The following is a 24,435-nucleotide window of genomic DNA, read 5'->3' as shown; positions in this document are numbered from 1 at the left end:
CCCACGGGGCCGCCGGGCCATTCCGGCCTGCCCTCGTACCCTCCCCAGGAGTGCAATTCCGTGGACACCACGCGCAGATCCCCGCTCGCCCGCCGGCCGCTGGCCGCGCTCACCGCCGCCGTCTGCACGGCGCTGCTGGCCTCCGCCTGCACCGGCGCCAACTCCGGCGGCTCGGAGGACGGTTCGGCGTCCGGCAAGGACGTGACGATCACCTTCTGGCACGGCTGGAGCCAGGACAGCGAGGTGAAGGCGATCAACGACAACGTGGCCGCCTTCGAGAAGGCGCACCCGAACATCCACGTCAAGGTGGTCGGGAACATCGCCGACGACAAGAGCGAGCAGGCGCTGCGGGCGGGCGGCGCGGACGCCCCGGACGTGGTGTCCTCCTTCACCACCGACAACGTCGGCAAGTTCTGCTCCTCGCACGTGTGGGCGGACCTCGGGCCGCTGCTGAAGAAGGACGGCATCGACCCGGCCAGGACCTTCCCGGCGGCAATGCTCAAGTACAGCCAGTACCAGGGCAACCAGTGCTCGCTGCCGCTGCTCGGCGACGCGTACGGGCTGTACTACAACAAGACCGCGTTCGCCGCCGCGGGGATCACCGCCCCGCCCAAGACCTTCAGCGAACTCGCCGAGGACGCGGCCAAGTTGACGATCCCCGACGGCGACTCGTTCAAGCAGCTGGGCTTCATGCCGAACTACCACGGCTACGAGACCTCGATAGCGCACTACCTGGGCCAGTACGGCACCACCTACTTCGGCAGCGACGGCAAGTCGAACGTCGCCACCGACCCGACCGTCGCGGCCGGACTGACCTGGCAGAAGTCGATGGTCGACCGGCTGGGCGGCTTCGACCGGCTGGAGAAGTTCCGCACCGGGTTCGGCGACGAGTTCAGCGCCAAGAACCCGTTCACCACCGGGCAGGTGGCGATGAGCCTGGACGGCGAGTGGCGGACCGCCTCGCTGGCCGAGGACAAGCCGGACTTCGAGTGGGCGACCGCGCCGTTCCCGGTGCCGGACGACCAGGCGGCGACGTACGGGCGCGGCTACCAGACCGGCACCATCATCGGCGTCGCCAACGGCTCGCAGAAGCGCACCGCGGCCTGGGAGCTCGTCAAGTACCTGACCACGAACACCGATGCGGTGGTGTCCTTCGCCAACGCGATCCACAACGTGCCGAGCACCGTGGAGGCGCTGAACTCGCCGAAGCTGGACGCGGACGCCAACTTCCGGACCTTCATCGACATCGCGAAGAACCCGAACTCCACCACCACCCCGGCCAGCATCAACGGCGGCGCGTACCAGGTGTCGCTGCAGAACCTCAGCTTCGAGGTCGAGGCCGGCCGGCAGACCGATCTGAAGGCGGGCCTGACGGCCACCGCCAAGGAGATCGACGACGCCGTCAACCAGGCGAAGTGACATGGCACTCGTGAGCTCCACCGTCCCGCCGGCGCTTCGCAGGAAGCGCCGGCGGGAGCGGGCCAGGACGCTGGCCTTCCTCTCCCCGTGGCTGATCGGGTTCGGCGTCTTCTTCCTGTACCCGCTGGTCTCGACGGTCTACTTCTCCTTCATGCACTACGACGGGTTCACCGCGCCGACCTTCGCCGGCCTGCAGAACTGGGACTACGTCTTCACCAAGTACCCGTTCTTCTGGAAGGGCCTGGGCAACACCCTGTGGCTGGTGGCCGTGATGGTCACCCTGCGGGTGGCCTTCGGCCTCGGCATCGGCCTGCTGATCACCAAGGTGAAGACCGGCGCCGGGTTCTTCCGCACCGCCTTCTACCTGCCGTACCTGGCCCCGCCGGTGGCGGCGACGATGGCCTTCGCGTTCCTGCTCAACCCGGGCACCGGGCCGGTCAACCACCTGCTGGGCGAGCTCGGCCTGCCGCAGCCGGGCTGGTTCACCGACCCGTCCTGGTCGAAGCCGGCCCTCACCATGCTGGCGATGTGGGGCATCGGCGACCTGATGGTGATCTTCATGGCCTCGCTGCTGGACGTCCCCAGGGAGCAGTACGAGGCGGCCGAACTCGACGGCGCCGGGCCCTTCCAGCGGTTCCGGTACGTCACCCTGCCGAACATCTCGCCGATCGTGATGTTCGCGGTGGTCACCGGCGTGATCCAGACCATGCAGTACTACACCCAGGCGATCGTGGCCGGGAAGGTCGCCTCCGGCGTGATCGGCGGCTCCGGGCAGCAGTTCGAACCCGGCTACCCGCACGGCTCCACCTGGACGCTGCCGCAGATGGTCTACAACCTCGGCTTCCAACGCTTCGACACCGGCTCGGCCTGCGTCGTCGCGGTCATCCTGTTCGCCCTCTCGATGGCGTTCACCTCGATCCTGCTGCGGCGCAAGTCCGGCTTCCTGACGGAGGACTGAGCCCCCGTGACCCTCGCCTCCACGCTCCCCCGCAAGCGCGCCGTCCCGGCCTCCGGGGCCGCCCGCACCGCCCGCCGCCGCGCCGCCCTGCACTGGGTGGCCGTGCACGCGCTGGCGATCGCCGCCGCGCTGTTCTTCCTGCTGCCGTTCGTCTTCGTCTTCCTCACCTCGGTGATGACGGACCAGCAGGCGCTCACCTCCGACCTGTGGCCGCACCACTGGCAGTGGTCGAACTTCACCAAGGTGTGGAACACCCCCGGCTTCCTCACCTGGTGGCGCAACACCCTGCTGTACGCGGGCGCCGGCACGGTGCTGACCATCCTGTCCAGCCTGCCGGTGGCCTACGCGCTCGCCAAGTTCCGCTTCCGGGGCCGCAACCTGGCCCTGATGGCGGTGATCTCGATGATGATGCTGCCGCCCCAGGTCACGATCATCCCGATGTACCTGTTCTGGGCGAAGCAGCTGCACCTGACCGGCTCGCTCTGGCCGCTGGTCGTCCCGATGGCCTTCGGCGACGCGTTCTCCATCTTCCTGCTGCGCCAGTTCCTGCTGACCGTCCCCAAGGAGTACATGGAGGCCGCCCGGATCGACGGCTGCGGCGAACTGCGCACCCTGCTGCGGGTGGTGCTGCCGATGGCCAAACCCGCCATCGCCGCCGTCGCGCTGTTCCAGTTCTTCTACTGCTGGAACGACTACTTCGGTCCGCAGATCTACGCGTCCGAGAATCCCGGCGCCTGGACCCTCAGCTACGGGCTGGAGTCCTTCAAGGGCGCCCACCACACCAACTGGAACCTCACCATGGCGGCGACCCTGCTGGTGATGGCGCCGGTGATCGTTCTGTTCTTCTTCGCACAGCGCGCCTTCATCGAGGGCGTCACACTGACAGGGGTCAAGGGCTGATGTCCGCACTGAAGTTGGCAATCGTCGGCGGCGGTTCCACCTACACGCCGGAACTGATCGACGGGTTCGCGCGGCTGCGCGACACCCTGCCGATCGGCGAACTCGTGCTGATCGACCCGGCGACCGACCGCCTGGAGCTGATCGCCGCGCTCGCCCGCCGGATCTTCGCCAAGCAGGGCCACCCCGCCACCGTCAGCACCGCCACCGACGTCACCGCCGGGGTGCAGGGCGCCGACGCCGTGCTGCTGCAGCTGCGGGTCGGCGGACAGGCCGCCCGCAACCAGGACGAGACCTGGCCGCTGGAGTGCGGCTGCGTCGGCCAGGAGACCACCGGCGCCGGCGGCCTCGCCAAGGCGCTGCGCACCGTCCCCGTGGTGCTGGACATCGCCGAGCAGGTCCGCCGCACCAACCCGGACGCCTGGATCGTCGACTTCACCAACCCGGTCGGCATCGTCACCCGGGCCCTGCAGACCGTGGGCCACAAGGCCGTCGGCCTGTGCAACGTGGCGATCGGCTTCCAGCGCAAGTTCGCCGCCCACCTGGGCGTCGACCCGGAGCTGGTGCGCCTGGACCACGTCGGCCTGAACCACCTCACCTGGGAGCGCGGCGTCACCCTGCTGGACGCTCCGGGCGCCGCCACCGGCCGCGAGGTGCTGCCGCAGCTGCTCGCCGAGCACGGCGCCGAGATCGCCGCCGACCTGCACCTGCCGCTGCCGGTGATCAGCCGCCTCGGCGTGGTCCCCTCCTACTACCTGCGGTACTTCTACCAGCACGACCTGGTGGTCGAGGAGCTGAAGGTCAAGGGCTCGCGGGCGGCCGAGGTCGCCGCGATCGAGAAGCAGCTGCTGGAGATGTACGCCGACCCGGCGCTGGACACCAAGCCGGAGCTGCTCGGCAAGCGCGGCGGCGCGTTCTACTCCGAGGCCGCCGTCCAGCTGATCGCCTCGCTGCTCGGCACCGACGGCCGCACCACCGTCCAGGTGGTCAACACCCGCAACGACGGCGTGCTGCCGTTCCTGCCCGACGACGCCGTCATCGAGGTCCCGGCCGAGGTCGACGCGACCGGTGTCCGCCCGCTGCCGCAGCGCGCCGTCGAGCCGCTGTACGCCGGCCTGATCGCCAACGTCACCGCGTACGAGCACCTGGCGCTGGACGCCGCGCTCCGGGGCGGCCGGGACCGGGTCTTCGACGCGCTGCTGGCCCACCCGCTGGTCGGACAGCTGGAGCTCGCCGAGCAGCTCACCGACCGGCTGGTGGCCCACAACCGCGACCACCTGAGCTGGGCGTGACCCCTACCATGATCGCGCACCACCGCAGCACCACCGCGCACCACCACGGGGGGACCGGCCGATGAGCCACTCCGCACACCTGCCCGGCGTCCTCGCCGTCGACGCGGGCAACAGCAAGACCGACCTCGCACTGGTCTCCGCCGACGGCCGGGTGCTCGGCACGGCCCGCGGCGGCGGCTTCCAGCCGCAGGTCACCGGGTTCGGGGCCGCGATCGACGCGCTCGCCCCGCTGGTCGCCGACCTCGCCCGCCAGGCCGGCGTCGAACTGCGGCCCGGCGGACGGCCGTTGACCAGTCACGTGAGCGCCTGCCTGGCCAACGCCGACCTGCCGATCGAGGAGCAGCTGCTGCACGACGCGATCACCGCGCACGGCTGGGCGCCCTCGGTGCACGTCGCCAACGACACCTTCGGCCTGCTCCGGGCCGGCACCGACGGGCCGCTCGGCGTCGCGGTGGTCTGCGGCGCGGGCATCAACTGCGTCGGCCTGCGGCCCGACGGGCGCACCGCCCGCTGGCCCGCGCTCGGCCGGCTGACAGGCGACTGGGGCGGCGGCGGGGGCCTCGCCGAGGCCGCCATGTGGCACGCCGCCCGGGCCGAGGACGGCCGCGGCGAGGCCACCCTGCTCTCCCCGATGATCGGCGCGCACTTCGGACTGGACGGGGCCAACGCCTTCGCCGAGGCCATGCACCTCGGCCGGATCGACGGCTCCCGGCTGCACGAGGTCGCCCAGCTGCTGTTCACCGCCGCCGAGGCCGGCGACCCGATCGCCCTGAGCCTGATCGACCGTCAGGCCGACGAGGTGGCGCGGCTGGCGATCGTCGCGCTGACCCGGCTGGACCTGCTCGACCAGCGGGTCCCGGTGGTGTTCGGCGGCGGGGTGCTGGCCGCCCGGCGTCCGCTGCTGAACGACAACGTGTTCGCCCGGCTGGCCGCGGCCGCGCCGCTCGCCGAGCCGCGCGTGGTGGTCGCCCCGCCGGTGCTCGGCGCGGCCCTGCTCGGCCTGGACCGGCTGGCCGGCGACCCCGCCGCGCACCGCCGCCTCCGGGACGCCTACCCGACCCCCCACCCCGTGGCGGCCTGACCCCCCGTCACCACCAGCCCGCCGCCGGCGGGAGCGCCGAGGCTCCGCACAGCCCTCCGCTCCCGCCGGCGGCGTCGGTCGCGGCGCCCGCGCGAGCGCCGGACGGCGACCAGCACCCCGCCCCGATCACCACCAGCGCCGCCCCCGCGCCGGGGCTCCCCGCCGCTGCGAACGGGCACCGTGCACGGGTCGGGGGATCCGCGGCGACCTCGGGGCGACCGCTCCCGCCCCCACCAGCGGCGCGCCGCCGCCAGTGCCCGCACCGCCCCGCGCGCCCACCCGGCCATCGGCTCTCCCGCGCACGCCCGTCTCCACCCGCACCCCGGACGGCCCGCGCGCAGACACCCGAGACGCGCCCGGCCGGGCGGTGCTCCCTCGGTGGGCACGGCCCACCAGGTGCGAGGATCGGGGACTTGACCTTCACCTTCGGGGAAGGCCCAGCATCGGTGGGGCCGGGCCGCGACGGCCCGGTACGAGGAGGGCGGGGATGGAGCTGCTGACCATCGGGGCGTTCGCCCGGGCGGCCCGGCTGTCGCCGAAGGCGCTGCGGCTGTACGACGAGCTGGGCCTGCTGCGGCCCGCCGAGGTGGATCCGGTCACGGGCTACCGGCGGTACTCGCCGGGGCAGTTGGAGCGGGCCCGGCTGGTGCTGTGGCTGCGCCGGCTGGGGATGCCGCTGGCCCGGATCCGGCGGGTGCTGGAGCTGCCGCCCGCGACGGCGGCCCGGGAGGTCGCCGCGTACTGGGAGCTGGTGCGGGCCGAGACCGAGGCCCGCCGGGAGCTCGCCGCCCTCCTCGTCGACCACCTTTCGGGGAAGGACGGCACGATGAACGACACCACGGCGCACGGGCTGCGGATCAGGTACGCGGCCGGCACGGACACGGGGCTGGTGCGGGCCCGCAACGAGGACGCGGCGTACGCGGGGCCGGGCCTGATCGCGGTCGCGGACGGGACGGGGCCGCAGGGCGGCGGGGAGCTGGCGAGCGCGGCCGCGATCGAGGCGCTGAAGGAGGTGGAGCTGCCCGCCGGGGAGCTGCTGAACGTCCTGGAGGCGGCGATCGCCGGGGTGGACGCGAAGGTCGGGGGCGCGAGCGAACTGCCGGGCGCGGGAACCACCTTGACGGCGATGCTGTGGTCGGGCACCCAGCTGGCGCTGGTGCACATCGGCGACTCCCGGGCCTACCTGCTGCGCGGCGGCGAGCTGTTCCGGATCACCCACGACCACACCCTGGTGCAGTCGATGGTGGACGACGGCCGGCTGACCCTGGACGAGGCCGCCTCGCACCCGCAGCGCACCCTGCTGGTCCGGGCGCTCACCGGCTCCGGCGAGAACCGGCCGGACGTCTCGCTGCACCCGGCCCGACCGGGCGACCGGTACCTGCTGTGCTCGGACGGCCTGTCCCGGTGGGTGACCACCGAGGCGCTGCACACGGTGCTGACCATGGTGGCCGCGCCCGAGCAGGCCGTCCGGCAGCTGATGGAGCTGGCCCTGCGGGCGGGCGGCCCGGACAACATCGCCTGCGCGGTCGCGGACGTGCTGGAACCGGACGGGGACTGACGACCCGGCCCGCCGCACCGGCAGCCCCGTCCGAGAACTGTGTACGTTCACAGGCAAGATGGCCTCGACTCCTTGCCAATTCGCCTGGCTGTGGGGTTATCTATGCGCAATGCAGTGGACGTGAGCTGTGTACGTTCACACATCAGCCGCCCGCCGGGGGTCGCCGAGGGTCGACTCCCCGGCGGGCGACGCCCTGCTCCGCCTGCCCCCACGGCAGCCCCACCCCCCACCCGCGGGCCTCCGGCACCTGACGGCCGGTCGGCCTGCGCTTCCTCGCCAAGGACGACGATGCCCCAGGGAATCAAGCGCGCGTTCATCACCGCCGCGGCGGCGCTCCCGCTCGCCACCGTCGCGGTCACCGGCCTGACCGGTACGGCGCAGGCCGCGACCACGCTCACCAACGCCGGCTTCGAGACCGGGGGCGCCGGGACGGCCACCCCCGCCGGCTGGTCCACCTACTCGGCCGCTGGGCAGAACAGCGCCTCGTACACCGAGGCCGGCGGCCACGGCGGCTCGTACCGGCTCACCCACTACGCGGCCGCCGCGTACAAGGTGGAGACCTACCAGTACCTGTCCGGGCTGACCGACGGCAGCTACACGCTGACCGCCTGGGTCCGCTCCAGCGGCGGGCAGAACTCGGCGTACCTGGCGCTGCGCAACTGCGGCTCCGCCGAGCAGCGCACCGATCTGCCGCCCACCCCGAACGGGGCCTGGATCCGGCTGGTCACCTCGGTCAGGGTGACCGGCGGCCAGTGCACCGTCAGCATCAACTCCGATGCCAACGCCGGGAACTGGATCAACGTCGACGACCTGTCCCTCACCGCCGGCAGCACCGGGGTGGCCGCCCGCGGCGTGGACGTCTCCACGCTGAAGAAGAGCGAGGACAAGGGCGGGATCTACAAGTGGGCGAACGGCAGCACCGGTGACGCGCTGAGCATCCTGCACTCCAGCGGCGCGAACTACGTGCGCCTGAAGGTCTGGGTCAACCCCGCCGACGGCTACAACAACAAGGACAAGGTGCTGGCGCCGGCCAAGCGCGCCAAGGCGCTCGGCATGGGCCTGCTGATCGACTTCCACTACTCCGACAGCTGGGCCGACCCCGGCAAGCAGACCAAGCCCGCGGCCTGGTCCGGCTACTCGCTGACCCAGCTGGAGTCGGCGGTCTACAGCCACACCTACGACGTGCTGAACGCGCTGAAGGCGCAGGGCACCACCGCGGACATGGTGCAGATCGGCAACGAGATCAACGCCGGCATCCTGTGGAACGAGGGCTCCACCGGCAACTGGTCCAACCTGGCCGCGCTGCTCACCCAGGGCGCCAACGCGGCGAAGGCGGTGAGCAGTTCGACCAAGGTCGCGCTGCACCTGGCGAAGGGCGGCGACGACGCCGGCGCCCGCACGTTCTTCGACAACGCGGTGTCGCGCGGGGTTCCGTTCGACCTGATCGGCCTCTCCTACTACGGCTACTGGCACGGCCCGTTGAGCGACCTGCAGACCACCCTGGACGACCTGGCGGCCCGGTACGGCAAGCAGGTGTTCGTGGCCGAGACCGCGTACGCGTTCACGCTGGCGAACAACGACGCGCTGGAGAACAACATCGCCACCTCCTCCCAGCTGGTGGCCGGCTACCCCGCCACCCAGGCCGGGCAGGCCGCCAACCTGCGCGACGTGCTGAACGTGGTGGAGGCCGTCCCGAACGGCCGGGGCCTGGGCGTCTTCTACTGGGAGCCCACCTGGACGGCCGTGGCCGGCAACGGCTGGGACCCGACCGACCCGTCCTCCGCGGACGCCTGGGAGAACCAGGCGCTGTTCGACTACGGCAACAAGCCCACCAGCGCGATGAGTTGGCTGAACCACCGGTGAGTCGCCGGTGAGCCGCCGGTGAGCCGCCGCCCGGCCGTCAGAGCAGCTGCTTGAGCCGGGCCGCCCAGGCCCGGGGGTGCGCCGTGTTGCCGTTGTGGCCGCCGGGCAGCAACTCGACCGGGGTGCCGCGCAGTTCGCCGAGGGCCTGGGCGCAGCGGCGGTCGAAGACCTCGGTCGGGGTGGCCTGCCCGGCGGCGGGCACGATCCGGGTGGCGGCGGCGCGGACGGCGTCGAGATCGAGGGCGTCCTCGACCACGGCGGTGAAGTCGTGCCGCAGGAAGCGGTCGAAATCGGCGGCCCGGCGGGCGTCGATCGGCTGCGGGGTGAGGCCGGGTTCGGCGCCCGCCCCGCTCGGGTCGATGCCCAGCACCCGGGCCATCTCGGGCAGCGTCGCGGCCAGGCCGTCGCGTCCGTACAGCTCCTGCAGCTCCGTCAGTTCGCGCCGGTGGCCGGCGGCTTGGGCGGGGTCCAGCAGGCCGGGCGCGACCGGCTCGTGGGCGATCAGGGTGCGCAGCAGGCCGGGGTGCTCGGCGGCCACGTGCAGACCGATGACGGCGCCGAAGCTGCAGCCGAGCATCAGCGCCGGGCCGTCGGCGAAGGCCGCCAGCAGGCGGCGGACGTCGTCGGCGTGCTCGGCGAGTCCGGCGGGCCGGTCGGGGTGGTCGAGGCGGCTGCGGGACAGGCCGCGCCGGTCGTAGGTGAGCACGGTGAAGGTGTCGACCAGGTGCGGGACCAGGTCGACGGTGCGGTCGGCGTCGCCCTCGCCGCTCTGCGAGATCAACAGCAGCGGGCCGGCGCCCTCGATGCGGTGGTGCAGGACGGCGCCGGGAACGGCGAGCGTACCGGTGGTCGGCATCGGAGATCCCCCTCCGCGGCGGTCCGTCCGCCGCTGACACTCCCTCACCATAATCCATCCAGTTCGATGCATCAAGCTCGATGCATCTAGTTCGATGTAGCATCGGAGCCGTGAACGGAGTCGAACTCTTCCTGCTGGGCCGCACCCTGATGAAGCTCGGCGAGGACGCCCTGCCCGAGCCGCCCGGCGGCAGCGGCCGCTACCCCGGCGGCACCCGCAACGTGCTGATCGCCGCCGGCGACGTCGCCGCCCACCCCGGCACCACCGTCGGCGAGGTGGCGACCCGCACCGGCCTGCCGCAGAGTCAGATCTCCACCGCGGTGGCCCGGCTGAAGGAGGCCGGCGCGGTGACCACCGCCCCCGACCCGGCCGACCGCCGCCGCACCCTGCTGCATCCGGCCGCCCGGCCCGACCGGGTCGCCGAGATCCGCTCCGCCGGCATCGACGGCGCGCTGGCCGCCGCCCTCGGCGGCGACCCCGACCCGGACCGACTGGCCGAACTCACCGCCGCCCTCGACGTGCTGGCCCGGCACCTGCTTCCCGGCGGCGCCCCCTGACGGGCCGCCGACAGGCACCCGGCCGCGAAAGTGACGGTACGTCACCGCTCCGACGAGTTCCCGTTCCGCATATCGGTTGGGTGAACATCTGGCCGTGGTGCACGAGATGCCCGATCTGTCCGTTGAACGGCACGGTGCGGGGCCGCTAGTGTCCCGCGCTCACAGCGCGTCCGAACGGGGGCGTGCGCCTGGAGACCGGGAGCGGATGCCAGATGGCGATCCTCAAGTCCACCATGCAGGAGCAGGTCGCCGCGGCGATCGCCGCGATCGAGCCGAACGACCGCCCGGTGACGACCTTCCACACCATCACCGGCCCGAGCCCCTGGCTGATGAACGAGCTCGGCCTGATCGGCCAGCTGTTCGTGAAGTACTACTTCGTCACCCTGACCGAGCGCGTCGTCGTGATCCACAAGGCGGCCCGGATGAGCAACCGGCCCAAGGAGCTGGTGCACGTGATCCCGCTGGACCAGGCCCGTGCCTCGATCAGCGACGTGCGCCGCAACACCCTGTGGAGCTCGCTGCGCTTCCAGCTCCCGGGCGAGCCGAAGCCGACCCGGCTGAACATCGGCCGCTACTGGCGGGCCGAGATGGACGTCTTCACCGCCGGCCTGCTCGGCGGCGGCGCGGCCGTCCCCGGCCAGGGCCAGGCCCCGGTCGCCAACCCGTACCAGACGCCGAGCGCCTGATCCGACACCGGAGCGCCCGTCCGACCGCCGCCCGGCGGCCCGGTCGGGCGCTCCGGTGCGTCAGCGGCGGTGCGTCAGCAGCGTCGTTCAGCCCAGCTGCGCGTCGACCCAGCCGGCCAGCAGCCGGGCGCACTCGTCGACCGACTCCTGCCAGCTGCGCAGCGCGCCGTCGCCGGCCGCGTCGCTGACGTGCTTGACCAGCCGGACCGGCAGTTCGGCGCGGCGGGCCACGGTGGCGATCGCGTAGCCCTCCATGTCGACCAGGTCGGCGCTGCGGGCCAGCAGGTCGCGGTCGGCGTCGGCGGAGACGAAGCGGTCGCCGGTGGCGAGCACCGGACCGGCCGGGGCGAGGTCGATCGGCCCGTCCATCGGACGGCCCGTCAGCTGCTCCAGCAGCGGGGTGTCCAGGTCGTGCTGGAGCACCCGGGCGATCTCGTGGGTGCCGCCGAGACCGGGCTTCAGGGCCCCGGCGGTGCCCAGGTTGACGATCCCGGACGGCCGCTCGCCGCGGCCCAGCACGGTGGCCAGCGCCGCCGCGGCGTTGAGCTTGCCCATGCCGGTCAGCAGCACCGGCAGGCCGCCGTCGAAGTACGCGGCCTCCTCGGGCAGCGCGACGACGAGCAGGGGGCGGTCGGGGTCGACGGTTCCGATCAGACGCATGGCGCCCAGCTTACGAGGAGGCGGAACCGCGGGGCCCCGGGCGGGCGTCGCAGCGGGCGCGGAGGACGCCGCGGCCGGACGGGCACGAACCGGTCACCGCGGAACGAACTCCTGACCAACTCGGGTGTGGTGGCCGGCTCGGACCGCCATACTGCCCGGTGACGGGGGAAGTTGATCGATGGGGGGAACGGTGGTCGCACAGGCACAGGGGGGCGTGGCGGCGCTGCCTGCGGCCCGCGAGCCGGGGCCGGTGGCCCGGCTGCGCCGGGTGGCGCAGACCCCGCCGGGCCGGCTGCGCACGGCGGGCGCGGTGCTGGTCGCGCTGGCGCTGCTGTTCGGTGTCGCGGCGGTCTGGCAGTCCGCCGACCGGGCGGCCGCGGCACGGGAGTTGGTGTCCCGTAGCGAGCCGCTCAGCCAGGACGCGGCGGAGATCTACCGCTCGCTGGCCGACGCCGACGCCACCGCCGCCGCGGGCTTCCTGCTGGCCGGCAACGAGACCCCGGAGATCCACCGGCGCTACCGGGACGACCTGGCGACCGCCTCCCGGCTGGTCGCGCAGGCCGCCGCCCGCGGCGGCTCGGCCTCCTCCGCGCAGTCCCTGCTGACCGAGCTCAACCAGCAGATCCCGCGCTACACGGGCCTGGTGGAGACCGCCCGGGCGGTCAACCGGCAGGGCCTGCCGCTCGGCGGCGCGTACCTGCGGTACGCCTCCGACCTGATGCAGAAGACCATGCTGCCGAACGCGCAGAAGCTCGCCGACGCGGAGGCCCGCGAGCTGGACGCCGACTACGGCACGGCCAGCGCGACCCCCTGGCTGACGCTGCTGCTGGGCGTGCTGGCGCTGGCCGCGCTGGGGCGCTACCAGCTGCTGCTGTTCCGGCGCACCAACCGGGTGTTCAACCCGGGGCTGCTGGCGGCCTCGCTGGCGGTGCTGGCCGCACTGGCCTGGCTCGGCGGCGGCACCGCGGTGGCCGGCGGCAGCCTGCACGACGCCCGGACCCACGGCATCGGCCCGCTGCGGCAGCTGAACGAGGTCCGGGTGGAGGCGCTGCAGGCGCACACCGCAGAGAACCTCAACCTGGTCTCCCGCGGCGCCACCGAGGCGTACGCCGCGCGCTGGGACGAGCTCGCCGGGAAGCTGGCGGCGAAGCCCGGTTCGGACGGCTCGGTGGCCGGCCTGGCCCCCGACGCCGGGGCCGGCGCGAAGGCGCCGCTGGCCGACGCGGGCCGCTGGTTCACCGAGTGGCAGGACCGGCACCGCAACGCCGCCCGGCAGGAAGCGGCCGGCGACTACGACGCCGCCCTGGCGCTGACCCTGCAGCCGGGCAACGGGGACACCGCGGACGCCGCGTTCAGCGCCGCCGACCAGAAGTGGGCGGAGGCCGCGAAGGCCGAGCAGAGCGCCTTCGACTCCGCCGCGGGCGGCGTCGACGGGGTGCTGATCACCCAGGCGGTGGCGGCGGCGCTGCTCGCCGCGCTGGCCGCGGCCGGCACGGTGCGCGGCATCGGACGCCGGCTGGCCGAGTACCGGTAACGGGGGGAGCGAGAAGATGCGCAACGCAAGGTCCCGGACGCTGATCGCGGCCGCGGCGCTGGTCGCGGGCCTGCTCGGGGCGGGCGGTTCGGCCGCCGGCGCGGGCGGCGCCCCGGCGCTGGCCCCCGCCGCGGCCCCGCAGTCCGAGGTGGAGGCCGACACCTGCGACACGGCTGCCTCGCTGCCGCCCAGGCAGGAGGCCGGCGCGAAGATCCGCAAGATCCGCGAGCGCGGTGCGGTGGTGGTCGGCATCGACCAGAGCGCCTACAACTGGGGGTACCGCAACCCGCTGACCGGCGCCATCGAGGGCTTCGACATCGACCTGGCGCACGCCGTCGCCAAGTCGGTGCTCGGCGACCCCGCGAAGATCGTGCTGAGGACGGTGTCCACCGCGCACCGGATCGACGCGGTGAAGAACGGCGAGGTCGACATGGTGATCCGCGCCATGACCATCACCTGCGAGCGGAAGAAGGACGTCGCCTTCTCCGTGCCGTACTTCCGGGTCTCGCAGCGGGTGGTCGTCCCGAAGTCCCGGCACGTGCGGACGGTGGACGAGGCGATGCGGGGCAAGCGGGTCTGCGCCGCGCTGAACTCCTCCTCGCACACCGAGCTGAAGGCGAACTCCCGTGGCGCGGCCGAGATCCGAACGCCCGACAACCAGTTGGACTGCCTGGTGCTGATGGAACTCGGCGAGGTGGACGCCACCTTGACCGACAGTTCGCTGGCCGCCGCCCAGGTCGCCCAGGACCCGACCGTGGAACTCGCCGGCGAGTCCTTCCAGTACACGTACATGGGCGTCGCGATGAACCAGAACGACACCGACCTGGTCGCCTGGGTCAACCAGGTGCTGGTCGACTGGAAGGCGAACGGCTGGCAGTCCAGCTACGACACCTGGCTGAAGGCCAGCATGGGGGCCCCGGACCCGTACCGGCCGTGACCGCGCGGAGCGGGCGGCCGCGCGAGCGGGGGACCGCCGTCCGCTCCTGGCCGGGCTTCGGGGAGACTGGCCGCCGACGGGCCGTCACCCGGACCGCCCGGGACCGACGCCCCGTCACCACGACCGTGGCCGAGAGGAGGAACCGCGTTGGCCGGAACGACCCGCCCGGTGATGAGCCGTGAGGAGGTCGACCGCGCGCTGGCCCGGCTGGGTGCCGAGCGCGACGCGGTCGAGGCGGCGCTGCTCGCACTCCAGGACCACCCCGGGCTGCGACTGCTCACCGGCGCCGAGCTGTCCGGGCGCACCAAGGAGCGCTGGACGGTCGCCGAGGGCGGCGTCGCCCTGCTGTGGGCGCTGTTCGACCGGTACGCGGAGGCGCTGGCCTCGGCGCGCGCGGTGCGCTCGCGTCGCAGCCGGCCCGGCGCGGCCGAACTCGCCGAGCTCAGCGAGCTGCTGTCCGGCCGGGCGGTCACCGTCTCCGGCGGCCGGCTCCCCGAGGCGGCGGGCCAACTCGGCGCGCCCGCACGGCTGGTGGAGCAGGTCACGCTGACCGAGCTGCTGGAGCGGATGAACGGCTGGTACGCGGTGGTGGTGGAGGTGGTCAGCGCGGTCGACGCGGTCTGGTCGGCGTTGCCCGCCCGGATCGACCTGCTGCTGGCCGAACTCGGCCGGGTGCAGATGCTCGCGGTCTCGGTCGGGGTGCGCCCCGGCGGGCACCCGCTGGCCGACGACCTGGCGTCGCTGGCCGAGCAGTTGACGGCCCTCCGGGCCCAGGTGGTGGCCGACCCGCTGGCGCTGTGGCGGCCCAGCCGGGTGCCCGCGCAGCGCGGCCGGGCCGCCGAGGACGCGGCCTGGGCGTCGCCGACCGGCGCGGTGGACACCGCCGGGTTCGACCGGATGGGCCGCTCGCTGGACGACGTCCGGGTCGAGCTGGAGGGGCTGCTGCGGCTGCGCGACGAGTCGCACGAGCGCCTGCAGCAGGTCGCCGACCTGCTGCAGCGGGCCGACCTGACGCTGGCCGAGGCCCGCCGGGCCCGCGGCGAGGTGCTGGCGAAGATCGCCGCCACCGAGGTGCCCGCGGTACCGGGGCCGCCGTCCGCGCTGCGCGAGGCGATCGCGCAGGCCGTGGACTTCCAGCAGACCGGCCAGTGGCACCGGCTCGGCCCGCTGCTGGACGCGCTGGAGGACGCCGCCGCCAAGGAGCTCGGCCGGGCCCGGCAGGCGCTGACCGAGGTCGCCCAGCCGCTCGCGGTGCGGGCGGAACTGCGCGGGCGGCTGGAGGCGTACAAGGCGATGGCCGCCCGGCTCGGCCTCGCCGAGGACCCCGAGGTGGTCGAACGGTTCGAGAAGGCCCGCTGGCTGCTGTGGAGCGCCCCGTGCGACCTGCGGGCGGCCGCGGAGGCGGTGGGCCGGTTCCAGCAGGCGCTGCGCGCGCCCGAGCGGCCGCCGGCGCCGCGCATCCAGGACAGTCGCCAGGGGGAGGAGACCGATGGCTGAGGCGTGTGCCCGCGCGGGTTGCGGCGGGGAGATCGACCCGGACGGGTACTGCGACGAGTGCGGGCTGGCACCCGAGGCTGCTGCCGCACCGTCAGCGCCGCCGGCGCGCACGGCGGTCGCCGCCACGCTGCGGTGCGGGCGGGGCGGCTGCGCCGGGACGGTCGACCCGGACGGGTACTGCGACGAGTGCGGCCTGGCCGCCGAGCCGGTGTCCTCCCGATCCGTCCCGGCCTCCGCCCCGGTGCCGGCGCCGCGCAGCGCGCCCGCGCCCGGCAGCCCGTGCGGGCGGGGCGACTGCGCCGGGACGGTCGACCCGGACGGGTACTGCGACGAGTGCGGCCTGGCCGCCGAGCCTGCCGCCCCGACCGCCAACTCATCCCTCTCCGGTTCGGGTTCGTCGCGCTCCGGCTCCTCGCGGACCTCCTCGGGCCGCTCCCGCGCGGGCCGGTCGGCGCGCAGCGGCTCCGGCCGGTCGGTGTCGGTGCGCAGCTCGCGCGGCTCGGCGGGCACCGGCCGGCGCGGCAACCTGGGCGCGGGCCTGGTGACGATCGCGCCGGTGCCGACCCGCAACCCCTCGCAGGCGGTGCTGGAGAACCCGGAGGTCCCGGAGCGCAAGCGGTTCTGCTCGCGCTGCGACCAGCCGGTGGGCCGGGAGAAGGACGGCCGCCCGGGGCGCCCCGAGGGCTTCTGCACCAAGTGCGGCACCCCGTACTCGTTCAGCCCGAAGCTGGGCCGCGGCGACCTGGTCGGCGGCCAGTACGAGGTGCTGGGCTGCCTGGCGCACGGCGGTCTCGGCTGGATCTACCTGGCGGTGGACCGGCAGGTCAACCGGCGCTGGGTGGTGCTGAAGGGCCTGCTGGACACCGGCGACGAGGACGCGCTGGCGGTCGCCATCGCCGAGCGGCGCTTCCTGGCCGAGGTCGACCACCCGAACATCGTCCGCATCATCAACTTCGTCGAGCACCCGGACGCCCGCACCGGCGTCGCCGACGGGTACATCGTGATGGAGTACGTCGGCGGCAAGTCGCTGAAGGACATCGCCAACGAGCGCCGCACCCCCGACGGCCGCCGCGAGCCGCTGCCGGTCGAACAGGCCATCGCGTACGCGCTGGAGGCGCTGCCCGCGCTCGGCTACCTGCACGCCCGCGGGCTGGTGTACTGCGACTTCAAGCTGGACAACGTGATCCAGTCGGACGACACGCTGAAGCTCATCGACCTGGGCGCCGTCCGCCGGCACGACGACGACGGCCCGATCTACGGCACCGTCGGCTACCAGGCCCCGGAGATCGCCACGGTCGGCCCGTCCGCCTCCTCCGACCTGTACACGGTGGCGCGTTCGCTGGCCGTGCTGACCTTCGACTTCCAGGGCTACGCGGACCGCTGGCGGCACGAACTGCCCGGCCCGGACGAGGTCGAGGTGTTCGCCCGGTTCGAGTCCTTCCACCGCTTCCTGCTGCGCGCCACCGACCCCGACCCGGCCCGCCGGTTCGCCTCCGCCGAGGAGATGGCCGGTCAGCTCACCGGCGTGCTGCGCGAGGTGCTGAGCCTCCAGGACGGCACCGCCCGCCCCGCGCTCTCCACCCTGTTCGGCCCCGAACTGCGGTTGGTGGAGAGCGAGTTGCCCGAGCACCGGCCGCACGCCCGGGCCACCGCCCTGGCGCTGCCCGCCCCGCTGGTCGACCCCGCGGACCCCAACGCGGGCTTCCTGTCCGCGCTGCCCGCCGCCGACCCCGGCGAACTGCTCACCGCCCTGCAGTCCTCCGGCGCGGACTCGCCGGAGCTGCGGCTGCGCCTGCTGCGTGCCCACCTGGAGCTCGCCGACCACCAGGCCGCCGCCGAGGTGCTGGGCGGTCTGGAGGCCGAACACCCCGGCGACTGGCGGGTGGTGTGGTACCGGGGCCTGGCCGCGCTGGCCGAGGGCCGGGCCGAGGCCGCCGCCGAGTCCTTCGACGCGGTGTACGACGCCTTCCCCGGCGAGACCGCGCCCAAGCTGGCGCTCGCGGTCTGCGCCGAACTGCTCGGCGACGCCGAGGACGCCACCGCCTACTACGGCCTGGTCGGCACCACCGACCGGTCCTTCGTCGGCGCCGCGTTCGGCCTGGCCCGGGTCCGGCTCGCGGTCGGCGACCGGCCCGGCGCGGTCGCCGCGCTGGAGGCCGTCCCGGAGAGCTCCACGCACTTCACCGCGGCCCGGGTCGGCGCCGTCCGCGCCCGGCTGCGCGGCCGCCCCGCCACCGAGCCGCTGGCGGCCGAACTCGCCGACAGCTCCGCGCAGCTGACGGCGCTCGCGCTGGACGCCCGGCGGCGCGAGGAACTCGCCGTCGAGGTGCTGGACGCCGCCCTGCAGTGGGTGCTGGCCGGGGCCGCCGGAAAGCCCGCCACGCTGAGCGTGCTGGGACATCCCGCCGCGGAACGGGAACTGCGACTCGCCCTGGAACACTCCTACCGGGTGTTGGCGCGGTTGTCCGACCGGGCCGGAACGAGGATCGAGTGGGTGGAACGGGCCAACCGGGCCCGCCCCCGGACGTGGGTGTGAACATGCCGCAGCAGACCGAGTGCCCGAACTGTGCCGAACCGCTGGGGCCCCAGGACGCCTTCTGCGGGACCTGCGGCACCGCCCTGACCGGGCCGCCGACCCTCCGCGACCTACCGGTGGTGCCCAGCTGCCCGCACTGCGGCTCCGCCGAGCTCGCGGACGGCTGGTGCCAGCGCTGCGGCCACGCCCAGCCGCGCGAACGCGACCACCAGGAACGGGAGTCGGCCGGCGTGGCGGCGGTCTCCGACCGCGGCCTGCGGCACCACCGCAACGAGGACGCCTTCACCGTCGCCACCGCCGAGGGCCCCGACGGCGCCCCCGCCGTGCTCGCCGTGGTCTGCGACGGCGTCTCCTCCTCGTCCCGCCCCGACGAGGCGTCCGCCACCGCCGTCACCGCCGCCGCCGACTCGCTGGTCACCGCGCTGCGGGCGGGCCGCGAGCCCGGCCAGGCGATGCGCGAGGCGATCGGCGCCGCCAACCGCGCCGTCAGCGCGCTCGCCGCCGACGGCACCCCGATCGAGGGCCGCCACAGCAACGCGCCCGCCTGCACCTACGTCAGCGCGATCAGCGCAGCCGGCCTGGTCACCATCGGCTGGGTCGGCGACACCCGCGCCTACTGGATCCCGGACGACCGGGAGTCCGCCGAGCCCTACCGACTCACCGAGGACGACTCCTGGGCCGCCCGGATGGTCGCCGCCAAGCTGATGGCCGAGGCCGAGGCGTACGCCGACCCGCGCGCGCACGCCATCACCGGCTGGCTCGGCGCCGACGCCGAGGACCTCGACCCGCACACCGTCAGCTTCACCCCGCACGTCCCCGGCGTGCTGCTGATCTGCACCGACGGCCTGTGGAACTACGCCGAGGCCGCCACCGACCTGGCGTCCGTGGTGCGCGCCGACGCCCGCACCGAACCGCTCGCCACCGCACGCGAGTTGGTGCGGTTCGCGGTCGAGCGCGGCGGGCACGACAACATCACCGTCGCGGTCCTGCCGATCGACCCGCCGGCCGCCCGCGCCACCCACGACGCCACCGTGCTCGACGTGCCGCTGCCGCGCGCCGCCGACCCGGACGCCACGATCCCGCTGCGCCAGGTCGCCGAACCCGCCAGGACCTGACCCTTCTGACCCTCCGACAGGAGCCTTCCGCAATGGCCTCGTTGTCCAAGCCCGACGCCCCCCGGTTCGACGTCGACGTCTTCCAGAACGAGTACCTCGCCCAGGGCGCCCGCGAAGTCAACGCCATCGTCACCGTCACCGCGACCGGCGGCGGCACCTCCGGCGGCCGGCCGCTGACCTCCGCCGCGACCGCCCCCGGGCCGGGCGCCGCCGTGGTGCTGGTGATCGACTGCTCCGGCTCGATGGAGTACCCCAACACCAAGATGCGGCACGCCCGGGAGGCCACTGCCGCCGCCATCGACGAACTCCGCGACGGCGTGGCCTTCTCGGTGGTCGCCGGCACCCACGAGGCCGGCGACGTCTACCCCGGCAACGGCCGCCTCGCCGTCGCCGACCGGGACACCCGCGCGCACGCCAAGGACGCGCTGCGCCGGCTCCGGCCGAACGGCGGCACCGCCATCGGCACCTGGGTCACCAAGGCCCGCCAGCTGTTCGCCTCCCGCCCGGAGGCCACCATCCGGCACGCCATCCTGCTCACCGACGGCCGCAACGAGCACGAGAAGCCCGCCGACCTGCAGCGCGCCCTGGACGAGGCGGCCGGCCAGTTCACCGCCGACTGCCGCGGCGTCGGCACCGACTGGGAGGTCGCCGAGCTCCGCAAGATCGCCTCCGCGCTGCTCGGCACCGTCGACATCGTCGCCGAGCCGTCCGGACTGGCCGACGACTTCCGCTCGATGATGACCACCGCCATGGGCAAGCAGGTCGCCGACGTGGCGCTGCGGGTGTGGACGCCCGCCAACGCGCAGGTGAAGTACGTCAAGCAGGTCGCCCCCGACGTCGAGGACCTCACCGGCCGCCGGGTGGACGCCGGCACCCGGGCCGGGGACTACCCGACCGGCTCCTGGGGCGACGAGTCCCGCGACTACCACGTGTGCGTGGAGGTCCCGGCCGCCGCCGTCGGCAACGAGATGCTCGCCGCCCGGATCAGCCTGGTGCTGCCGCACCCCGACGGCACCGCCGAGGTGCTCGGCCAGGGCCTGGTGCGCGCCGTGTGGACCGACGACCTGGAGTCCTCCACCCGGATCAACTCGCAGGTCGCGCACTACACCGGCCAGGCCGAACTCGCCGACTCCATCCGGGACGGCCTGGAGGCCCACCGGGCCGGCGATCTCGACCGCGCCACCGCCAAGTTGGGCGCCGCCGTGAAGCTCGCCCACGCCAGCGGGAACGAGGGCACCCTCAAGCTGCTGCGGAAGGTGGTGGACGTGGTCGACGAGAGGGAGGGTACCGTTCGGTTCCGTAAGAACGTGAGCGAGGCCGACTCGATGACCCTCGAGACCCGGTCGACGAAGACCGTGCGCGTGAAGAAGTGAGCCGGACAGCCACCGGACCCGAACCTGCTGGAGTGTGGGGGACCTGATGCCGATCTGCCCTAGGGGACACGAGTCGCAGGCCGAGGACTGGTGCGACTACTGCGGATTCCCCATGACCCCGCCGCCCGGTCTCGCGATCCCCGGCCACCCCGCCGGCCAGCCGCAGGCCGGCGGCCCCGGCGCGCCCGCCGCCGCCCCCTACCCCGGCCAGTACCCGCCCGCCGGACCGGGCAGCACCCCGCCGTCCGGCACGCCGAACGGCGGCGGCTACTTCGAACCGCGCCGCACCCCCACCCCGCCGTCCGGCACCCCCGCGGGCCCCGGCGGCCCGGGTGCCCCCGGCCCGTACGGCGCCCCGCCGCCCGGGCCCACCGGCGGCCTGGTGACCTGCCCGATCTGCCGCTCCCCGCAGACCGGCCGGTACTGCGAGGAGTGCGGCTACGACTACAACCTCGCCACCTCGGCCCGCCCGCCCGGCGCCGCCCCCGGCGGGCAGCCCGGCTACGGCTTCCCGCCGCCCTCCCCGCAGCCGCCCGCGCCTCCGGCCGCTCCCGCCGCGCCCTCGGCCTACGAGCGTCCGCAGGCCGCGCAGCCGCCGCAGGCTCCCAAGTCGCCGTACGAGCCCCCGGCCCCGGCCCCGTCGCCGTTCGAGCGCCCGGGCTTCCCGCCCGCCGCGCCCGGCCCGGCCGCTCCCCCGGCGGTGCCCGGTTACCCGTCCGCGCCGTCCTTCGACAAGGGCCCGTCCGCGTCCTTCCCGGACGTCGACTACGAGCGCACCGGCCCGGTGTACGCCGAGCCCTCCGCCCCGCCGCAGCAGCACCAGCAGCCCCGGCACCAGCAGCCCGGCAGCGAGGAGTTCGGCACCTCGTTCCGGCTCAACCCGCCCGGACAGCAGGGCCAGCAGGGCCAGTCCGGGCCGCAGGGCCGCCCCGGGCAGCCCGGCCAGCCGCCGGCCGCGCCGCAGCGCACCACCTGGTTCGCCGTGGTGACGGCCGACCACGACTACTTCAACGACATGATGGCCCGCAGCGGCCCGGACGCGGCCGGCCTGTACTTCCCGCCGTACACCGCGGAGCGGCGGATCCCGCTGACCGGCCGCGGCCAGCTCCGGATCGGCCGGCGCAGCCAGCAGCGCGGCACCGTCCCGGAGATCGACCTGTCGGTGGCCCCCGAGGACCCGGGCGCCTCGCACCAGCACGCCCTGCTGGCCGAACAGCCCGACGGCAGCTGGGTGGTGGTCGACCAGGACTCCACCAACGGCACCACGCTGAACGGCAGCCCGGACACCCTGCCGCCGCACACCGCGGTCCCGCTGAACGACGGCGACCGCATCCACGTCGGCGCCTGGACCACCATCACCGTGCACCGCGCCTGACGGCCGGTCAGCCCGCCACGGACTGACTGAGCGTCACCACGGCCCCGCGGCCCGGGAGTTCGTCTCCCGCCGCGGGGCCGTCGGCGCACCGTCCTGACACCGGATGCTCAAAATTCGTACAAAAGTGCTCGTGAGGGGCGTCCGGACCCCCTACGCTTCGGGCCATGACTGAAGCAATAACCGCTGACGGCATCCGGAAGCGGTACGGGGATGTCCAGGCTGTCGACGGGGTGTCACTCTCCGTCGCGACTGGCGAATTTTACGGTCTGCTCGGGCCGAACGGGGCCGGCAAGACGACCACTCTGGAGATCCTGGAGGGCATCCGGGAGGCCGACGAGGGCCGGGTCGAGCTGCTCGGCCTGTCGCCCTGGCCGCGCAACTCCAAGCTGCTGCCGCGCATCGGCGTGCAGTTCCAGGCGTCCGCGTTCTTCAACAAGCTGAGCGCGCGCGAGACCATCCGCACCTTCGCCTCGTTCTACGGCATCGGCCCGAAGGCCGCCGACGCGATGCTGGAGCGGGTCGGGCTGACCGAGTCGGCGAACGTGCTGACCGACAAGATGTCCGGCGGCCAGGCCCAGCGCCTGTCGATCGCCTGCGCCCTGGTGCACGACCCGGAGCTGGTGTTCCTCGACGAGCCGACCACCGGCCTCGACCCGCAGGCCCGCCGCAACCTGTGGGACCTGCTGCGCGACATCAACGCCGAGGGCCGCACCGTCGTGCTCACCACCCACTACCTGGACGAGGCGGAGATCCTCTGCGACCGCGTCTCGGTGATGGACCACGGCAAGGTGCTGAAGACCGGCGCGCCCGCCGCGCTGGTCCGCGAGATCGACGACACCGTCCGGATCCGGGTCGAGTCCGGGCTGCTGACCACCGACCGGGCGCGTGAGCTGCTCACCGCCGCCGGCGCCGTGTACAGCAACCTGGAGGACGACGGCGTCACCCTCGCGCTGTCCACCGCCGAGCCCGCGCCGGTGCTGTCCATGCTGGCCGAGCAGAACGCGCTGCGCGGCCTGGAGGTCCGCGGCGCCACCCTGGAGGACGTCTTCCTCCAACTCACCGGACGGGAGTACCGGGCATGACCGCCACCGACAACGCCCGCACCTCCGCCCCGGCCGACCCGTCCCGCCCCGGCGCCGACGGCAAGGAGAAGGCCAACGCCTTCGTCGGCCTGTCCCGGGTGATGCTGCTCGGCTTCGTGCGCGACAAGGGCACGCTGTTCTTCACCCTGGCCCTGCCGGTGATGTTCCTGCTGCTGTTCGGCGTCCTCTACAAGGGCGGCGGCAGCACCCACGTGAAGGTCGCCCAGGTCGGCCAGGTCCAGGTGCTGGACCAGCTCCAGGGGCAGACCGACGGCCCGCTCAGCGCCCTGGAGATCACCAAGGTCACCGACGAGAACGACGCCCTGGCCAAGGTCAGGAAGGGCGAACTGGACGGCCTGGTCAAGCAGGACGCGGACGGCAAACTGGTGCTCCGCTTCAGCCAGGCCGACCAGGTCAAGTCCGGCACCGTCCAGGGCATCATCGGCTCACTGGTGGACGGCGCCAACCAGAAGGCCGCGAACGTCACGCCCAAGTACACCCTGGACGCCTCCAAGGTCGAGGACGACTCGACCAAGCCGATCCAGTACCTGACTCCGGGCCTGCTCGCGTACGCCGTCGCCATGGGCGCGGTCTACGGCGCCTCCTTCACCCTGGTGACCTGGCGCAAGAAGCGGGTGCTGCGCCGCCTGCGGCTGGCGCCCATCTCGGCCGGCACCATCGTCGGGGCCCGGGTGCTGGTCAGCGTGCTGGTGGCGCTGGCGCAGACCGCGCTGTTCCTGATGATCGCGCAGCTCGACTACTTCGGCCTGAAGCTCACCGGCAACTGGTGGCTGGTGATCCCGCTGGTGATCTGCGCCACGCTGGCCTTCATGTCGATCGGCCTGCTCACCGGCTCGCTCGCGAAGAGCGAGGAGTCGGCGAACGGCATGAACCAGCTGATCATCCTGCCGATGTCGTTCCTCGGCGGCGCGTTCATCCCGCTGGACTTCGCGCCCGGCTGGCTGCAGGACATCTCCCGGGCGCTGCCGCTGCGCTACCTGATCGTGCCCGCCAAGTCGGTGCTCAGCCAGGGCGGCGGCATCGCCGAGGCGCTGCCCGCGATGGGCATCCTGCTGGCGTTCACCGCGGTGCTCTGCGCGATCGCCTGGCGCTTCTTCAACTGGGACGACGCGTAGCCTCCCGCCCTCCCGCGACGGGG

20 protein-coding genes are annotated in these 24,435 nt (G+C 73.8%); 18 read left to right on the top strand and 2 right to left on the bottom strand.

What is annotated here, in order from left to right; genetic code table 11:
* Positions 1 to 60: 60 nt before the first annotated feature.
* From BX266_RS24885 to BX266_RS24855, 7 genes are all read left to right on the top strand, one after another.
* Positions 61 to 1,419 carry an extracellular solute-binding protein gene (locus BX266_RS24885; RefSeq protein ID WP_099903264.1) on the top strand — a complete coding sequence of 453 codons (1,359 nt, stop codon included), beginning with the start codon at positions 61 to 63 and terminating at the stop codon, positions 1,417 to 1,419.
* 1 nt (position 1,420) lies between these two features.
* Positions 1,421 to 2,377, top strand: a complete 957-nt coding sequence (locus BX266_RS24880) for a carbohydrate ABC transporter permease (RefSeq protein WP_099903262.1) — start codon at positions 1,421 to 1,423, stop codon at positions 2,375 to 2,377.
* A gap of 6 nt (positions 2,378 to 2,383) precedes the next feature.
* Entirely contained in the window at positions 2,384 to 3,277 is an 894-nt protein-coding gene (locus BX266_RS24875) for a carbohydrate ABC transporter permease (RefSeq protein WP_099903261.1), read from the top strand.
* Positions 3,277 to 4,566 carry a 6-phospho-beta-glucosidase gene (locus tag BX266_RS24870; protein WP_180290599.1) on the top strand — a complete coding sequence of 430 codons (1,290 nt, stop codon included), beginning with the start codon at positions 3,277 to 3,279 and terminating at the stop codon, positions 4,564 to 4,566. Before BX266_RS24875 ends, BX266_RS24870 begins: the two co-directional genes overlap by 1 nt.
* Positions 4,567 to 4,627: 61 nt before the next feature.
* Positions 4,628 to 5,647 (top strand): N-acetylglucosamine kinase, encoded by a 1,020-nt coding sequence (locus BX266_RS24865; RefSeq protein WP_099903259.1) that lies wholly within the window; start codon positions 4,628 to 4,630, stop codon positions 5,645 to 5,647.
* A 487-nt stretch (positions 5,648 to 6,134) separates the two neighbouring features.
* Positions 6,135 to 7,205 carry a MerR family transcriptional regulator gene (locus BX266_RS24860; protein WP_099903258.1) on the top strand — a complete coding sequence of 357 codons (1,071 nt, stop codon included), beginning with the start codon at positions 6,135 to 6,137 and terminating at the stop codon, positions 7,203 to 7,205.
* A 288-nt stretch (positions 7,206 to 7,493) separates the two neighbouring features.
* Positions 7,494 to 9,068 (top strand): arabinogalactan endo-1,4-beta-galactosidase, encoded by a 1,575-nt coding sequence (locus tag BX266_RS24855; protein WP_099903256.1) that lies wholly within the window; start codon positions 7,494 to 7,496, stop codon positions 9,066 to 9,068.
* A gap of 37 nt (positions 9,069 to 9,105) precedes the next feature.
* On the opposite strand, the gene BX266_RS24850 is transcribed toward BX266_RS24855, so the two are convergent.
* The gene (locus BX266_RS24850) at positions 9,106 to 9,924 is read right to left on the bottom strand and encodes an alpha/beta fold hydrolase (protein ID WP_099903254.1); all 819 of its coding nucleotides are present in this window, start codon (positions 9,922 to 9,924) and stop codon (positions 9,106 to 9,108) included.
* A 110-nt stretch (positions 9,925 to 10,034) separates the two neighbouring features.
* Here BX266_RS24850 and BX266_RS24845 point away from each other — a divergent pair, with 110 nt between their 5' ends.
* Both BX266_RS24845 and BX266_RS24840 read left to right on the top strand, forming a co-directional pair.
* Positions 10,035 to 10,481, top strand: a complete 447-nt coding sequence (locus tag BX266_RS24845; protein ID WP_099903252.1) for a MarR family winged helix-turn-helix transcriptional regulator — start codon at positions 10,035 to 10,037, stop codon at positions 10,479 to 10,481.
* 212 nt (positions 10,482 to 10,693) lie between these two features.
* On the top strand, positions 10,694 to 11,167 hold the full coding sequence (locus BX266_RS24840; protein ID WP_099903251.1) for a hypothetical protein: 474 nt from the start codon (positions 10,694 to 10,696) through the stop codon (positions 11,165 to 11,167).
* A gap of 87 nt (positions 11,168 to 11,254) precedes the next feature.
* Here the strand turns inward: BX266_RS24840 and BX266_RS24835 are convergent, their stop codons facing one another.
* A complete protein-coding gene (locus BX266_RS24835; RefSeq protein ID WP_180290597.1) occupies positions 11,255 to 11,827 on the bottom strand; it encodes a nucleosidase in 573 nt (190 codons plus the stop codon).
* Positions 11,828 to 12,041: 214 nt separating this feature from the next.
* Here BX266_RS24835 and BX266_RS24830 point away from each other — a divergent pair, with 214 nt between their 5' ends.
* The 9 genes from BX266_RS24830 (at position 12,042) to BX266_RS24790 (ending at position 24,412) form a co-directional block, all read left to right on the top strand.
* Complete coding sequence (locus tag BX266_RS24830; protein ID WP_099903248.1) at positions 12,042 to 13,361, top strand: hypothetical protein; 1,320 nt, start codon at positions 12,042 to 12,044, stop codon at positions 13,359 to 13,361.
* Positions 13,362 to 13,377: 16 nt separating this feature from the next.
* A complete protein-coding gene (locus tag BX266_RS24825; RefSeq protein WP_099903246.1) occupies positions 13,378 to 14,298 on the top strand; it encodes a glutamate ABC transporter substrate-binding protein in 921 nt (306 codons plus the stop codon).
* A gap of 171 nt (positions 14,299 to 14,469) precedes the next feature.
* The gene (locus BX266_RS24820) at positions 14,470 to 15,795 is read left to right on the top strand and encodes a hypothetical protein (protein ID WP_099903244.1); all 1,326 of its coding nucleotides are present in this window, start codon (positions 14,470 to 14,472) and stop codon (positions 15,793 to 15,795) included.
* Complete coding sequence (locus BX266_RS24815) at positions 15,788 to 18,331, top strand: serine/threonine-protein kinase (RefSeq protein ID WP_099903242.1); 2,544 nt, start codon at positions 15,788 to 15,790, stop codon at positions 18,329 to 18,331. Before BX266_RS24820 ends, BX266_RS24815 begins: the two co-directional genes overlap by 8 nt.
* Before the next feature lie 2 nt (positions 18,332 to 18,333).
* Positions 18,334 to 19,446, top strand: coding sequence for a PP2C family serine/threonine-protein phosphatase (locus BX266_RS24810; protein ID WP_099903241.1), 1,113 nt, complete (start codon positions 18,334 to 18,336; stop codon positions 19,444 to 19,446).
* Between the two features lie 32 nt (positions 19,447 to 19,478).
* Positions 19,479 to 20,819, top strand: a complete 1,341-nt coding sequence (locus BX266_RS24805; RefSeq protein WP_099903239.1) for a VWA domain-containing protein — start codon at positions 19,479 to 19,481, stop codon at positions 20,817 to 20,819.
* Positions 20,820 to 20,931: 112 nt separating this feature from the next.
* Positions 20,932 to 22,194, top strand: a complete 1,263-nt coding sequence (locus BX266_RS24800) for an FHA domain-containing protein (protein ID WP_259464836.1) — start codon at positions 20,932 to 20,934, stop codon at positions 22,192 to 22,194.
* A 164-nt stretch (positions 22,195 to 22,358) separates the two neighbouring features.
* Positions 22,359 to 23,276, top strand: a complete 918-nt coding sequence (locus tag BX266_RS24795; RefSeq protein ID WP_099903237.1) for an ABC transporter ATP-binding protein — start codon at positions 22,359 to 22,361, stop codon at positions 23,274 to 23,276.
* A complete protein-coding gene (locus BX266_RS24790) occupies positions 23,273 to 24,412 on the top strand; it encodes an ABC transporter permease (protein WP_099903235.1) in 1,140 nt (379 codons plus the stop codon). The genes BX266_RS24795 and BX266_RS24790 overlap by 4 nt, the downstream gene beginning before the upstream one ends.
* Positions 24,413 to 24,435 lie beyond the last annotated feature (23 nt).

This window comes from Streptomyces sp. TLI_171, from assembly GCF_003610255.1.
Lineage (GTDB): Bacteria > Actinomycetota > Actinomycetes > Streptomycetales > Streptomycetaceae > Kitasatospora.
This window is presented reverse-complemented; position numbering and strand designations above follow the sequence as displayed.